Annotated in this window: 11 protein-coding genes; 5 read left to right on the top strand and 6 right to left on the bottom strand. The window is 72.2% G+C overall.

Going from position 1 to position 13,594, the window contains the following annotated elements; translation table 11 throughout:
• Positions 1–40 precede the first annotated feature (40 nt).
• The gene (locus tag AB0L65_RS24895) at positions 41–559 is read right to left on the bottom strand and encodes a hypothetical protein (RefSeq protein WP_364249247.1); all 519 of its coding nucleotides are present in this window, start codon (positions 557–559) and stop codon (positions 41–43) included.
• A gap of 80 nt (positions 560–639) precedes the next feature.
• Here AB0L65_RS24895 and AB0L65_RS24890 point away from each other — a divergent pair, with 80 nt between their 5' ends.
• The 3 genes from AB0L65_RS24890 to AB0L65_RS24880 all read left to right on the top strand — a co-directional run bounded on the left by AB0L65_RS24890 (position 640) and on the right by AB0L65_RS24880 (position 2,623).
• Complete coding sequence (locus AB0L65_RS24890) at positions 640–1,053, top strand: hypothetical protein (RefSeq protein WP_364249245.1); 414 nt, start codon at positions 640–642, stop codon at positions 1,051–1,053.
• A gap of 90 nt (positions 1,054–1,143) precedes the next feature.
• Positions 1,144–1,401 carry an acyl carrier protein gene (locus AB0L65_RS24885; RefSeq protein ID WP_364249243.1) on the top strand — a complete coding sequence of 86 codons (258 nt, stop codon included), beginning with the start codon at positions 1,144–1,146 and terminating at the stop codon, positions 1,399–1,401.
• Positions 1,402–1,408: 7 nt separating this feature from the next.
• The gene (locus AB0L65_RS24880; RefSeq protein ID WP_364249241.1) at positions 1,409–2,623 is read left to right on the top strand and encodes a wax ester/triacylglycerol synthase domain-containing protein; all 1,215 of its coding nucleotides are present in this window, start codon (positions 1,409–1,411) and stop codon (positions 2,621–2,623) included.
• A 61-nt stretch (positions 2,624–2,684) separates the two neighbouring features.
• On the opposite strand, the gene AB0L65_RS24875 is transcribed toward AB0L65_RS24880, so the two are convergent.
• Positions 2,685–4,751 (bottom strand): alpha-galactosidase, encoded by a 2,067-nt coding sequence (locus AB0L65_RS24875; protein WP_364249239.1) that lies wholly within the window; start codon positions 4,749–4,751, stop codon positions 2,685–2,687.
• A gap of 72 nt (positions 4,752–4,823) precedes the next feature.
• Here AB0L65_RS24875 and AB0L65_RS24870 point away from each other — a divergent pair, with 72 nt between their 5' ends.
• Entirely contained in the window at positions 4,824–6,074 is a 1,251-nt protein-coding gene (locus tag AB0L65_RS24870) for an ROK family protein (protein ID WP_364249237.1), read from the top strand.
• Between the two features lie 14 nt (positions 6,075–6,088).
• Positions 6,089–7,843 carry a glycoside hydrolase family 36 protein gene (locus tag AB0L65_RS24865; RefSeq protein ID WP_364249235.1) on the top strand — a complete coding sequence of 585 codons (1,755 nt, stop codon included), beginning with the start codon at positions 6,089–6,091 and terminating at the stop codon, positions 7,841–7,843.
• A 57-nt stretch (positions 7,844–7,900) separates the two neighbouring features.
• On the opposite strand, the gene AB0L65_RS24860 is transcribed toward AB0L65_RS24865, so the two are convergent.
• From AB0L65_RS24860 to AB0L65_RS24845, 4 genes are read right to left on the bottom strand one after another with little or no spacing between them, the layout of a single operon-like run.
• The gene (locus tag AB0L65_RS24860; RefSeq protein WP_364249233.1) at positions 7,901–9,475 is read right to left on the bottom strand and encodes a hypothetical protein; all 1,575 of its coding nucleotides are present in this window, start codon (positions 9,473–9,475) and stop codon (positions 7,901–7,903) included.
• 7 nt (positions 9,476–9,482) lie between these two features.
• Positions 9,483–10,688, bottom strand: coding sequence for a hypothetical protein (locus AB0L65_RS24855; protein ID WP_364249231.1), 1,206 nt, complete (start codon positions 10,686–10,688; stop codon positions 9,483–9,485).
• Positions 10,685–11,845, bottom strand: a complete 1,161-nt coding sequence (locus AB0L65_RS24850; protein ID WP_364249229.1) for a CBM35 domain-containing protein — start codon at positions 11,843–11,845, stop codon at positions 10,685–10,687. Before AB0L65_RS24850 ends, AB0L65_RS24855 begins: the two co-directional genes overlap by 4 nt.
• Positions 11,842–13,587 carry a glycoside hydrolase family 97 catalytic domain-containing protein gene (locus tag AB0L65_RS24845; RefSeq protein WP_364249227.1) on the bottom strand — a complete coding sequence of 582 codons (1,746 nt, stop codon included), beginning with the start codon at positions 13,585–13,587 and terminating at the stop codon, positions 11,842–11,844. The genes AB0L65_RS24850 and AB0L65_RS24845 overlap by 4 nt, the downstream gene beginning before the upstream one ends.
• Between the last annotated feature and the right edge of the window lie 7 nt (positions 13,588–13,594).

Here is a 13,594-nt window from a genome sequence, read left to right as displayed (position 1 = left end):
ATGCGATCGATCATCGAAGCTTTCCAGCCGGACTTTCGGGCTACACGGCGTCGATCCGCTGGCAGAGGCCGTAGACGAACCGGGCGCGATGGGTGGCGCCGCCATGGGCGAAGTCGACCGCCCAGTGGTGCGGAGCCTGGCCCTCCTGGTGGACGGCGCCGGGGAAGCTCGCGGCGACGTCGGCGACCACGCAGCTCCAGGGCGCCAGCTCGGCGAAGGACAGCGTCCTGGGGTCCCCGGGGCGGACGAACCACTGGTTCCAGGTCTCGCCGCCGGGACCGTACAGGACCTCGAATTCCAGGCCGGGCCAGGACGGCAGGGCCCAGCGGGACACGCCGCAGGTCAGGCTGCCGACGGCGGTCGTGCCCTCGTACGCGGGGCGGCCGAGCAGCGGCCGGAGCGTTTTCGGCGCCCTCGGCGAGTGGAGCATCCTCGTCCACTGGGCGTGCGCGGCCCGCAGCTCCGCCCTGGTCGCGCCCATGACCCGGAGCGCGTCCTCGACCCGCGCGGGGTTGAGATCGCGCATCCGGTGCATCAGGGACAGTTCAAACTGCCGCACGCCGAATCGCACACCCCCCGTTTTACCTGCTCCCGGCGTTGCACGAGGCATCGGGCGGGCGCCTTTCCTACCATCGGCGGGTGACCATGGCGCGTCCTGTCCCAGGCCCCGGCCGGCTGGCTCTGTTGGCGTTGCCCGCGTACCTCGTGCGGGGCGAGCACCTCCTCGACCGGGCCTTCGAACGCTACGGCGACGTGTTCGCGTTCTGGGCGCCGGGCATCGGGCGGGTCGCGCTCATGCGCGACCCCGCGCTGATCGGCGAGGTCATGGCGGCGCCGCTGGACCCGTTCGAGGGCCGGCCCACGGCCGCGGCATGGGGGCCGCGGTCGATCTTCGCGGAGCACGGGGCCGACCACCACCGGATGCGCAAGCTGGTGCTGCCCCTGCTGGGCGGCCCGCTACGACTGGACCCGCTGCCGGGCCGCCCTCAAGGCCCAAGCGGACGTCGCGACCCGGCTCGGCCCGCTGATCGACTAGTCCAGGGCCGTTCTTGACCGGACACGAGGACTCCGGCGCCGCCCCGGCCTCCCGCGCGGCGACATGCTGGGACCCCCGACAGACCCCCGACGGAGAGGCGAGGACTCTTGTCCGAGGAAGACATCCTGCGGCTCGTACGCCAGTACTGCGCCGAGATCTACGTCGTCGACCCGGCGGCCGTCACCCCGCAGACGACGTTCGTGGACGATCTCGAGTCCGACAGCATGAGCGTGCTCGAACTGCGGGCGGCGCTGGGCGGCCACGGGCTGGACATCGACCCCTCCGACTTCACGATGGAGATGACGGTCGGGGACGTCGCCCGGATGGCGCACCGTTCGTACCTCGCGCGGCAAACGGCCGGTTAGCCCGGTCATGGGAGCTGCTGCGGCCGTACCGCTGACCGGGTCGGACCGGCTCTTCCTCGGCGAGCTCGGCTCGGCCCGAGACCACCGGCTGCACATCGCCCTCGCGGCGCGCATGCCCGGCCCGGCCCCCGACTCCTGGGAGTTGCGGCGGCGGGTCGCCGAGGCGGCCACGCGGGCGCCGGTCCTGACCTACCGGCTGGCCCGCAAGGGGTGGGAGCCGGATCCCGCCTTCGACCCGGCCTGCCACGTCGTGGAGTACCGGGTGGCGCCGGGCCGTGACGTGGGCGCGGCCGTGGTGGACGCCGTCAGGGAGAACCGGCTGCTGCCCGAGCACCCGCTGTGGAGCCTGATGGTCGTGCACGGGTACGCCGCGGACGAGCACATCCTGTGCTATCGCGTGCACCATGCCTTCCAGGACGGCGTGGGGGCGGCCCGGATCGCGACGCGGGCCGTGCTGCTGGGCAGGACCGTCCCGGCGCCCGATCCGAACGTGGCGGTGCGGGCGCCGGCCAGGGCCCGGATGCGGCTGCTCGCCACGGCGGCCCGGCTGGCGGCCCCGTCGGCGCGGCTCAGACCGCCCCCGGGCAGGACCGGCAGGTCGGGGGCGCGGACGTTCTTCCTGCGGCTCGACCTCGCCGCCTTCCGCGAGATCGCCGCCGCGACCGGCGCGAGCGTCCCGCAGGTCGGCCTGGCCATGCTGGCCGGAGCCCTGCGGGCCTGGAACCCGGCCCACTGGCGGAAGGCGGGCCGCCGGGGCACGACCGTCTCCTTCCCGCTCAACCTGAACGGCCGCCTGCGCGACGGCGGGCTGGGCAACGGCGCGACCACCATGCCGGTCGACCTGCCCTGCGCCGAGCCCGAGGCGCGCGAGCGGCTGCGCGGGGTCATGGAGCAGACGAGCTTCGAGCGGATGGCCGTCTACCGGCGCGACCGCTATCCCGTCAAAGCCCCGGCGGTCGTGTTCCGGCTGCTCAGGTGGCTCGTGCCGAAGGCGTTCCCGGGCCGGTTGACGGTGAGCGTCATCGGGGTGAACCTGCCCCTGGACGGCTGCTTCGCCGTCCCGCCCACGTACGACACCGGCGGAGGGGCCATGTCGATGGTCTACAGCGACACGACCATGGTCGTCTCCTGCGTCCTGTCCGCCGCGCTCGCGCACGGCGACCGGCTCCCGCGCCTGATGGAGGAGGCCCTCGAGGAGCTGCGGCGGGAGGTCGCCCAATGATCCGGCCCAATGATCCGGCCCAGTGATCCGGTCCGGTGATCCGGCCCGGTGATCCGACGGGTCAGCAGGCGCGCAGGCGCAGGAGGGTGCTGGCGTAGGCGCCTTTGGGCGTCAGCGGCGGCAGGCCGCGCGACATCAGCACCGCGCCGTGGTGCACCGCGCCGGTGTCCTCGTCCCGGTAGCGGCCGTCCGGGTCGAGCCCGGCCAGGCGGAGCGGCGCGATCGGCGTGCCGAACGCGACGGGCCCGTGCCAGGCGAGCACCACCACCCGGTCCCCGTGCACGTACTGCACCCCGTACGGAAGCCGCCACAACCGCCCGAACTGCACGACGGGCCGGATGTCCTTGTAGACGGCCACCAGCTCGGCCGCCTCGGACAGCTCGGCCTCGCTCCAGCGGGCGAGGTCGCCGCCGAGCCCGAGCGCCCCGGCCATCGCCACGTGGAAGCGGAAGCGGAGGGGGACGGCCCGCCCGGTGAGCGGGTTCGGGCTGTCGGTGACCCAGGCGGCCATGGCCCGGGCCGGGTACACCTGGCTGAATCCGCGCTGGATCGCGATGCGGTCGTGGGCGTCGGTGTTGTCGGAGGCCCACACCTGGTCGGTGCGGGCCAGGATGCCCAGGTCGGTACGTCCGCCGCCGCCCGCGCACGCCTCGATGCGCAGGTGCGGGTGGTCGGCGCGGAGCCGGTCCATGATCGAGTAGACGGCCCTGACGTGGTCGATCCAGAGCCGGTCCTGGTCCGGGTCGCCGGGCCGGCCCGCCTCGGTGAAGGCGCGGTTGAAGTCCCACTTCAGGAAGTCGAGGTCATGCTCGGAGACCAGCTTGTGCAGCCATTTGTGCGCCCAGTCGGCGACGTCGGGGCGGGCGAAGTTCAGCACGAGCTGGTTGCGCAGCAGCGTGCGGGAGCGGCCCGGCATGTGCAGGACCCAGTCGGGGTTGGCGCGGTAGAGGTCGCTGTCGGGGTTGACCATCTCGGGCTCGACCCACAGACCGAAGCGCATGCCGAGCCGGTGCACCTCGTCGATGAGCGGGCTCAGCCCGTCGGGGAAGCGCTCCTCGTTGACCCACCAGTCGCCGAGCCCCGCGCTGTCGCCGGTGCGACCGCCGAACCACGCGTCGTCCATCACGAACAGCTCCGCGCCCGCCCGGGCGGCCAGCCGCGCGAGGTCGCGCTGGTTGGCCTCGTTCACGTCGAACCCGACGGCCTCCCAGGCGTTGTAGACGACCGGGCGCGGCTCGTCCGGCCGGGGCATAACGTGCCTGGCGATGTGGTCGTGCCAGCGCCGGCTGGCCTCGCCGTACCCGTCGGGCGCGTACACGCCGGCGAACACCGGCGTCACCCACTCCTCGCCCGGCTCCAGCCGCCAGCTGAGGCCCTCGTGCCCGAACCCGCCGGTCCAGCTCGCCCGCCCGGAGGGCGTGCGGGTGAGCGTGACGCGCCAGCTCCCGCTCCAGGCCAGGGCGCAGCTCCACACCTCGCCGTGCCGCTCGCCCGCGTCGCCGCCGTCGATCATGAGCCAGGGGTTCGCGTGGTGGCTGGTCACCCCGCGCCTGCTGGTCAGCGTCGTCTCCCCCACGGCCAGTTCGGTACGGCCCAGCGCGTGCTCCGAGCTCCAGCCGCCCGTGACGTGGCTGAGCCGGTAGCCCTCCAGCGCCGGAACGCTCCAGGCCGCCGAGTCGCACCGCAGCACGGTCACCGGCACCCGCGGGCGCAGCACGGTCCAGCGCTCGATCACGTCGCTGTCCTCGTGCACCCGGTAGTGCAGCTCGACCAGGAGCGGATGGCGGCGGTCGGAGAAGCGCAGCGTCAGGTGGCCCCCGTCGATGTCGTGGCCGTCGTGCCGCCACTCGATCCCCCGGTCGCCGCCCGGGAGGACGACCTGCAGCGACGGCGTCTCGAACCGCGCCCCCACCTCGGAGACCAGCTCCTCCTCGCCCGCCGTGCTGTCGAAGCTGCTGGCCCCGGACGCGGCGGGGCCGGGGAGGCTGGCGGCCTGCTCGGCGGTCAGCGCGGGGCCCCAGTGCAGGCAGCGGGGGGCGTCGTCGTCCGCGAGGGCCACGACGTAGCTCGTGCCCGGGGTACGCAGCAGCCACCTGCGGCTGGAGGCGTCGAAAGTCACCGATCGCATGCCCCGGAGCCTAGGCACGACCCCGCTCGAATTCAATTCTTGACGAAGTTAATTACTGCTACTATCGCACTCATGCACCCTCGGCTCACCTCGACCCCCGCGGCGGCGACCGTGTTCACCATGGTGCTGACGCAGGGGCCGGTCTCCCGGGTGGAGATCGCCAAGCGGAGCGGACTGTCATCCGCCGCCGTCACCAAGGCCGCCCGGCCGTTCATCGAGGCGGGCTACCTGGAGGAGCTGGAGGCCACCGAGCGTACGGCGCCGGGTGCGGGCCGCCCGGCCAGCCCGCTCTCCATCAGGCCGGAGCGGGAGTTCTTCTGCGGGGTGAAGATCACCCACGAGGAGCTCATCGGCGTGGTCACCGACCTGCGCGCGCAGCCGCTGGTCTCGGCGCACCGCCCGCTGGCCACGACGTCGGCCGAGGGTGTGGTCTCGGCGCTGGCCGAGCTGGTCGCCGAGCTGCTGGCCACCGACCCGGCCTACGGCGAGCGCTGCCACGCGCTGGGCCTGGCCGTGTCGGGCGACGTCGACAAGGCCCACGGGGTGGTGCGTTACTCCCCTTTCCTGCAGTGGCACCAGGTGCCGCTGGCGCGGCTGGCCGCCGAGGCCACGGGCCTGCTCGTCACGATCGACAACGACGTCAAGTCGCTCACCGTGGCCGAGCAGTGGTTCGGCGACGGGGTGGGCACGTCGTCGTTCGCCCTGGTCACGGTGGGGGTGGGGATAGGGTGCGGGCTGGTGGTCAACGACCGGGTGGTGGCCGGTGCGCACGGGGTGGCCGGGGAGATCGGCCACATCCCCGTCGGGGGTGACGAACCCGAGTGCCACTGCGGCGGGCGCGGCTGCGTCGAGGCCATCGCCGGCACGGCGCCCCTGCTGGCGGCCGCGCGCGCGGCGTCCGGCGACGCGTCGCTGACCGTGGACGCGGCCATCGACGCCGCCCACGCGGGCGATCCGGCGGTGCGCGAGGTGTTCGCCCGCGCGGGGCACGCCATCGGGCTGGCCATGGCCGCGATGGCCAACCTGTTCGGGCCGGAGCGGATCATCGTGACCGGGGACGTGCCGGGGCTGGCCTCGTACGGGCTGTTCGAGGAGCAGCTCAACCGGTCGTTCGCGGCCCAGGCGTTCGGCGCGGCCGCCGACTGCCGCCTGCTGCTGCGCCCGCGATCGTTCGAACAGTGGGCCCGCGGCGCCGCCGCGGTCGCCATCCAGCAGCACTTCGCCCTCGAGGGAGCGCCGCTGCCTGGACCGAGGAGCGCAGGGAGCGAAGCGACCGGAGCGACGAGGGAAGGCAGCGGGTCCCAGCGACCGAGACGCCTCTGAGAAGGAGAGACCGAGTGACCGCAGCGCCCGGCATTTGGCAGCCGCACGATCGAACGTTCGAGCAGCCGGAGGAGGTGCGGATCGAGGCCGCGGGGCTCGCGTTCGAGTGCTCGGCGGCGGCCGTGCTCACCTGCACGGCTACCGAGGCGTCCCCGGGTGTCCTGGAGCTGCGCCTCGTCCCCGACCGGACCGCGGACGTGCGGGTGGCCTGGCGGGTGCCGTGCGTGGACGCGACCGCGTTCTGGGCCGCCGACGGCGGCGAGCACCGGGGGCTGCCGCCGTTCTGGCGCCGTCCCCGCGTGGCGGCGCTGGAGAAGAACGCGCCCGTCGGCTGCCTGGTGGGCGCCGGTGACGTGGCACTGTGCGCCTACGCCGCCGGCGAGGTGGTCAGGCCCGTGCGGACGCGGACCGGGGTGGTGGAGGAGACCGGCGAGTTCGGGTTCTGGGTGGAGCACGAGGCCGAGCCGGACACGGGGCTCGTGCTGCGGCTCGACCTCACCCGGCGGCACTTCGCGACCACGCTGGCCGAGGTGGCGGACTGGTGGCGCACGCTGCACGGCCCGGTCGCCGACGTGCCGCAGGCGGCGCGGATGCCCGCGTACTCGACCTGGTACGCCATGCAGCAGCACGTCAGCGCCGAGAGCGTGGAGCGGCAGGCGGGGCCGGCGGCCGAGCTGGGCTGCGAGGCGATCATCGTGGACGACGGCTGGCACAGCGACGATCGGGGGCGCGGGTACGGCTATGTCGGCGAGTGGGAGCCGTCCCCCACCACATTCCCCGATATTTCGGGACACGTGGCCAAGGTGCGGGACGCGGGGCTGGCCTACCTGCTCTGGTACGCCCTGCCGTTCGTCGGCCGCCACACGGCGCTCTGGGAGCAGGTGCGGGGGTACACGCTGGCGTACAAGGAGCACATGAACGCCGCCGTCGTCGACCCCCGCTACCCGCACGTCCGCGACCTGATCGCCGGCCACCTCACCCGGGCGGTCACGGAGTGGGGCATGGACGGCCTCAAGATCGACTTCATCGACCAGTTCGCCGTGGAGGACCCGCCCGAGCCCGGCCCCGAGGCCGACTGCCGGACGGTGAACGAAGGCGTGCGCCGGCTCCTGGCGCAGCTGCCGCGTGACTGCCTGGTCGAGCTGCGGCAGCCGTACGTGAGCCCGGGCCTGTGGCCGTACGCCACGATGGTGCGCGCCTCCGACTGCCCGCTCAGCCCGGCGCACAACCGGCAGCGCACGGTGGACCTGCGGCTGATCGCGGGACCTCTGGCCGTGCACGCCGACATGCTGATGTGGCACCCGGACGAGCGGGCCGAGCACGTCGCCACGCAGCTCGTCAACGTGCTCTTCTCCGTGCCGCAGATCTCGGTGGACCTGACCGCGCAGACGCCCGAGCAGCGCGAGGTGCTGCGGTTCTGGCTGGGCTTCTTCCGGGAGCACGCCGAGGTGCTGCAGCGCGGCTCCTTCGAGCCCGCCCGTCCCGACCTGGGCTACCCGCAGGTCACGGCCCGCTCGGGCGACACGGTGATCACGGCCCGGTACGCGCCGATGCCGGTGGCCGCACCCGCCACCGGCACGCTCTGGCTGGCCAACGGCGACGCCTCCACCGACGTGCTGCTGCGGGTGCCCGACTCGGGTACGGCCCACGCCACGATCCTCGACTGCCGCGGCCGCACCGTCACCGAGGGCAACCTGCCCCTGCGCCCGGGCATCGCCCAGGTCAACGTCCCCGAGGGCGGCCTGCTCCGCCTGACCCGCCAGTTGTGAGGTTGTAGGCGCAGCCGCCCCAGCGCCCGGACAGTCGGCGGCTGCGCCTGGTCCGCGTTACCGGCGCAGCCGGTCCAGCAGCTGCGCCTGGTAGAGCGAGGGCGGCAGGAGGCCGGGCTGGTTGGCGCCCTCGATGTACCCGGCCGGCTGCGCGAACGGCCCGTCGCCGGTGATCGTGCCCTGGCAGCCGATCGCGTAGTTCTGGGCGGTCGGCGGTTTCTGCACGATGAGCCTGCTGGTTGACACGTCGCAGTTCCACGCCACCGAGTGCGCCGCCGACCACCCGTGCGAGGTGCCGTACCGGCCGCGGTTGTACAGCCCGAGCGTGTAGTCGTAGTGCGGGTCGACGTCCTTGTGGCCGTCGAACAGCAGCCCCTGCGACCACCGGCGGTGGCCCTCGCTGGAGTTGAGCGCGTACTCCGAGGTGCCGCGCAGGAACACCACGCCCGACACCGTGCTGTGGCCGTTGGAGACGAACGCGTGCCTGGCCTTGTACGCGTAGCAGTCGCGGAAGAGCACCTGCTGCGAGTAGACGTAGGTGTTGAAGTTGTAGCGCCTGCTCCCCGTCACGATGCTGACCGGGTCGACGGCCCGGCAGTTCTCGACCGTGGCGCGGGTGGTCTCCTGGGTGGCGACCCCGGCCTGGGTGAAGTGGAGCATCGTGCAGTCGCGCACCCACGAGTCCTCGGTGCGCAGCAGGACGATCGCGTTGTAGGCGTGATCCTCGTCCTGCTCCGGGTCCCCCTGGTACTCGATGTCGACGCGCAGCCGCTCCACGCCCACCTGGGTGACCAGCCCGGCCCGGTCCCACTTGTAGAGGAAGGACGGGGACAGGACGCGGTTGAGGTGGTTGAAGACCGGGACATCGATTTTCACGACATTTCCGGAAACTTCGCGTACGTACCGGTTGTAGATGAGGGGGTGCTCGCCCACCTTCCACGCCGGCCCCACGTCGTGGCCGCCGTAGTCGATGGCCTTCAGCCACTCCTCGGTGCAGGGATGGGTGATCACGATGTTGTCGCCGGGCCGCAGCGAGCCCGCGTCGGCCACCGCGAACTCGCGCGCGCCCACCTGCACGAAGTCGGTGGTGATGTCGGTGCGGGTGCCGGGCACCTCGCCCGTCCAGCCGCCGCCCGCAGCGCCGCCGGCCACGATCACGTCGCGGTCCTTCGGGTTGTTCCCGGTGGCCTTGATGATCGTGTTGCCGGCCGGGTCCTCACCGTCGCCGGAGCCGCGCAGGACCGTGCCGCTCGCCCGTACGTACAGGGTGCCCGCCACCGGGTAGAGGCCGGGCAGCAGGAGCAGGGCGCCGCGCCGCGCGCGGGGCAGCGCGGCCACCTCGTCGAGCGCCGCCTGGACATGGGCGGTGTTGTCACCCTCGATCGGGCGGATCGTCCTGACGACCGGCACGTGCGGGATCGGCCGCTCGCCGTTGCGGTAGCCGGCATGGCTGAAGTCGGGGATGCGGTTGCCCTCCGCGTCCTGCTCGTACGCCAGCCGCCCCCACCGGTCGTAACGCACCAGGCGGGACTGCCAGATCGTCGAAGCGCTCGCGGAGACCGCTCCCGCGGCGGACAGCGCCAGCGCGCCACCCGCCGCGAGCACGGCCCGCCTGCTGAGGTCATGTGCCATGGTCCACCTATCTGATGACGATCTTGTCGAGCTCGGGCCCGCGGGCGGTGAGACCGAAGAACCGGATCGTGTTGACCCCGGCCACCAGGTCCACCGGCACCGTCGTGGTGGTCACCGTGTCCTTGGTGCCGGTCATCGGCACCTGGATCGCGTCGCCGCCGTTGACGCTGACCGAGAACGACTGGGAGCCGTCCACCAGCGCGTGCACGGTCAGCTGCCGGGTCCCGGTGGTCTCCGACAGCACGCCCCTGACCACGGTGTAGTCGTAGACGTTGCCGCCGATGAGGATGACCTTCCGCCCGCCGGAGCAGACGGCGCAGTAGGCGGGCTCGGCGGCGCCCTCGAAGACGTTGCCGGCCCGCTCGGCCTCGTACGTCCCCGGGCCGCGATCCGGCGGCGGCGGCTTCACCGGCGGCGTCGCGGGCCCGAGCTGCTCCGCCTTCAGGTCCTTGACCAGCAGATACGTCTCCTGCAGCCCGGCGCTCTTGATGCTGCGGTAGATGCCCCACTTGGGCCGGTTGTACTGCTCCTGCGTCCACCACAGGTCGATGTTCTCGACCTTCTGGTCCACGATCGTCCGCGAGCCGCTCTTCGGGCCGTCACGCAGCACCCACCGCATGTATCCGGCGTCGCCGGACTTGAACTCGATGGTCGTCGTGACCCACTTGTTCTGGATCGGCTCCAGGTCTGCCGTGGCGAAGTCGTGCGACTTGTTGTCCTCCAGCGTCCAGTAGCGGGCCGCGATCTTCTGCACGCCGTTCACGACCGGCAGCGAGATCTGCGCGATCGGCGTGCCGACGTCGGAGTTCTTCAGCTGCCAGATGTGGGTGAAGTTCGTGGTCGCGTCGAGCGTGTCCGGAATGTACATCTGGTACGTGATCCGCCAGGTCTCGTCCTTGCGGATCTCCAACGGGCTGCCGTCGGCGGCCCGCATGCCGCGTACCTCGTTGCGCATGCGGTCGGAGCCGTCGCGGTCCTCCAGGTGCGCGTCGAACCGCCACACACCCTTCTCCGCGCGCACGTGCGGCAGGCCCTCGGGATGGGAGCCGCGCCGGTCGTCCTCCAGGGCCTCGAACGCGTTGACGCCGTCGCGCCACGGGCTGGGGTTCCACCGGGTCTCCCATCGGGGAGCCCCGATGGCGACGGCGTGGGCCGGGGCCGTCTGCAGGAGCAGCGCCATCGCCGCCAGGGCTCCCACCAGGTGCCTTCTCACTGAATCGTCACCCTGTCGAGATCGGGCGCGCTGGCGCCGTCGTTGAAGAAGCGGACGCTGTTGGCGCCCGCGCCGAGCTGCACCGGGACCGTCGTGGAGACGGGCGTGCTCCAGTCCGTGCCGGTCAGCGAGACGGTCTGGGCGGCGCCGCCGTTCACGCTGACCTGGAAACTGCGCGTGCCGCTCACCAGGCCGTGCACCGTCAGCTGCCGGGCGCCGGCGGAGGAGGACTGCACGTTCAGCGTGACCGCGTTGCCGGAGCCGCCGCCGATCCAGCCGACCTTGGTGCCGCCCGAGCAGCCGGAGCAGGACGCGGTGCGGGCGGTGCCGCTGAAGGAGCCCTGCTCGGCCTCGTACGCGGACGGGTCGGTGCTGCCGCCGCCGGTGAGCTGGTAGGCCTGCAGGTTGCGGACCAGGAGGTAGGTGTTCTGCAGGCCGGAGCTGTTGATGCTGCGGTAGATGCCCCACTTGGGCCGCAGGTACTCGTCGTCGCCCCGCCACAGGTCGGTGTTGTCCAGGCGCTTGTCGACCAGCGTGGTGGAGCCGTCCTTGAGCGTCCAGCGCAGGTAACCGCTGTCGGAGGCCTTGAACTCGAACGTCGTGTCCACCCACTTGCCCTGGATCGGCTCCAGGTTGGTGTTGCCGACCTCGTGGGTCTGCTCGGCCTCGTCCCAGTAGCGGACGTTGATCTTGGGGGTGCCACCCGAGATCGGCAGCGACATCGTGTAGAGCGGCGCGCCGGAGCCGGGCACCTTCATCTGCGCGATGTGGGTGAAGCTGCTGGTCGCGTCCAGCGAGGTCGGGATGTACAGCTGGTAGCTGATGCGCCAGGTCTCGTTCTCTAGGATCTTGAGGTACGAGCTGCCGCCGGTCCGCATGCCCTTGACCTCGTTGCGCTGGCGGTCGTCGCCGTCGCGGTCCTGGGTGTGCATGTCGAAGCGGTACGCGCCGCCGGAGACGTAGATGTGCGTGACGCCGGAGTGCGAGTCGGAGCGGTCGTCCTCGATGCCCTCGAACGCCTCGGCGACGGTGTCGTCCGCCGGATCCGGGCTCCAGCGCAGCGTCCAGGCGGCCGCCGCGGCGGGAGCGGCGGCGGGCAGTGCGGCGGCGGCGGTGACCACCAGGGCGGCTAAGACGCCGCCGATGCGCTTGTTCATTGGTCTTCTCTCCTCAGGTGAAGCGTGAACCCGCCGTTGGGGGGAACGGCGAGGTCGAGCTTGCCCCCGGCGGAGACGGTGACCGTCTCGGCGAGGATCCGGTCGCCTGGGGCGTCCCGGTAGATCTCGGCCGCCCATTCCCCCTGGTCGAGGAAGTCGAGCGGCACGGTGAGCGTGCGGGCCTCGCCCGACACGCCCGCGCCGACGTACCACTCGCCGCCGTTCCTCCTGGCCAGCAGGATGTGGTCGGCGGGGTCGCCGGACAGCAGCCGCGTCTCGTCCCACGCGGTGGGGACGGCCGACAGCAGCCGCAGGGCCTCCGGCCGGGCTTCGTAGGCCTCGATGCCGTCGGCGAAGTGCTGGACGCCGGACTCGAAGATCACCGACAGCGCGAGCTCGAACCCGGCCGAGATCGTGCGCACGCCGGTGAACGTGCACGGCGTGAAGTCCATCGGGCCCTGCACGTTGCGGGTGAAGGCCAGCGACAGGTAGTGGGCGGGCTGGTAGAGCGGCTGCTTGCCGGGCTTCGGCTTGATCCACTCGGCGCCCTTGACGGCTTCGGCGGTCATGAACTGCGGCCACGTCCGCTCGGTGCCGCGCGGGATCGTGCCGCCGTGGAAGACCACCATGAGCTCGAGCCGGGCGGTGGCGGCCAGGATGGCGTCGAACCAGCGCATCCGGTCCTGGCCGTCGGACTCGGTGAAGTCGATCTTCACGCCGACCGCGCCCCACTCCTTCCAGAGCGCGAGCTTCTCGCGGTGCTCCAGCTCGGTGTCCACGTGCTGCCAGTGCGACCAGAGCCAGACGCCGACGCCTTTCTCCTTGGCGTAGGCGATCAGCTCGGGCATCCACTCCTTGTTCCAGCCCGCGTCGGCCAGCAGGTACGGCCAGCCGTTCGCGGCGGCGAAGTCGGTCCAGCGCTTCTGGGCGTCGAGGTCGCGCGTCGAGGGCCCGTCGGACCACCAGGACCAGGCGGCGGCCCCGGGCTTGATCCAGGAGGTGTCCTCGACCCTGGACGGCTCCGCGAGGCTGGTGACCAGGTCGCTCTCCACGATCGTGGCCAGGTCGCCGACGATCATCGTGCGCCAGGGGGTGGTGAGGGGGCTGGCCGCGGTCACGTACGGGTCGGGCAGGTCGAGCCGGAACGTGTTGCCGTCGAGGAGCAGGCGGGAGCCGGCGTAGCCGCTGTCCAGGTTCGACTCGGTGACGAACATCCAGGAGCCGCCGGTCTCGAAGAGCGAGGGGTAGCCGTACAGGATGGGCTCGGCGTCGGCGACGGTGCCGTGCCGGTGGATCTCCTCGTAGTCGCAGCGGCCGTTCTCGTACGGGAGCAGCACCGCGCGGGCCTCGGGCGGCAGGACGTACTCGGAGGCCTCCTCCACGACGGTGACCGGGCCCGTCCACGGCACCACGTACCGATAGGCCACGCCATGCCCGCCGACGCGGATCTGCACGTCGAGCCGGTGCCCGTCCTTGGTGAACGACAGCGTCCACTCGCCGGCCTCGTAGCCGTGCTCGCGCCGCTTGCCGGTGACCGTCCGGTAGGTCTCCTCGACCCGCCGCTCGGACATCCCGGACAGGGTGAGCCCCTTGCTCAGGTCGGCGTGGGCGGTCCTGATGCCCAGCCTGGACGGCTCCAGCACCGTCCGCTCGCGGTGGCGCACCTCCAGCGTGAGCACGCCCTCGGTGGAGAGGGTCAGCCCCGCTTCCAGGTCCTCGTCACTGAACGTCCAGCTTGGCACGTGCCCT

The sequence above is a fragment of the Nonomuraea sp. NPDC052116 genome, from assembly GCF_040680035.1.
GTDB lineage: Bacteria > Actinomycetota > Actinomycetes > Streptosporangiales > Streptosporangiaceae > Nonomuraea > Nonomuraea angiospora_A.
Note: the sequence above shows the minus strand (reverse complement) of the source record. Positions and strands in the feature narration are given on the sequence as shown.

Coding starts and splice junctions, on each gene's coding strand:
- AB0L65_RS24870 (WP_364249237.1), top strand. CDS start 4,824: ATGCACCCTCGGCTCACCTCGACCCCCGCGGCGGCGACCGTGTTCACC.
- AB0L65_RS24860 (WP_364249233.1), bottom strand. CDS start 9,475: ATGGCACATGACCTCAGCAGGCGGGCCGTGCTCGCGGCGGGTGGCGCG.
- AB0L65_RS24850 (WP_364249229.1), bottom strand. CDS start 11,845: ATGAACAAGCGCATCGGCGGCGTCTTAGCCGCCCTGGTGGTCACCGCC.
- AB0L65_RS24880 (WP_364249241.1), top strand. CDS start 1,409: ATGGGAGCTGCTGCGGCCGTACCGCTGACCGGGTCGGACCGGCTCTTC.
- AB0L65_RS24875 (WP_364249239.1), bottom strand. CDS start 4,751: ATGCGATCGGTGACTTTCGACGCCTCCAGCCGCAGGTGGCTGCTGCGT.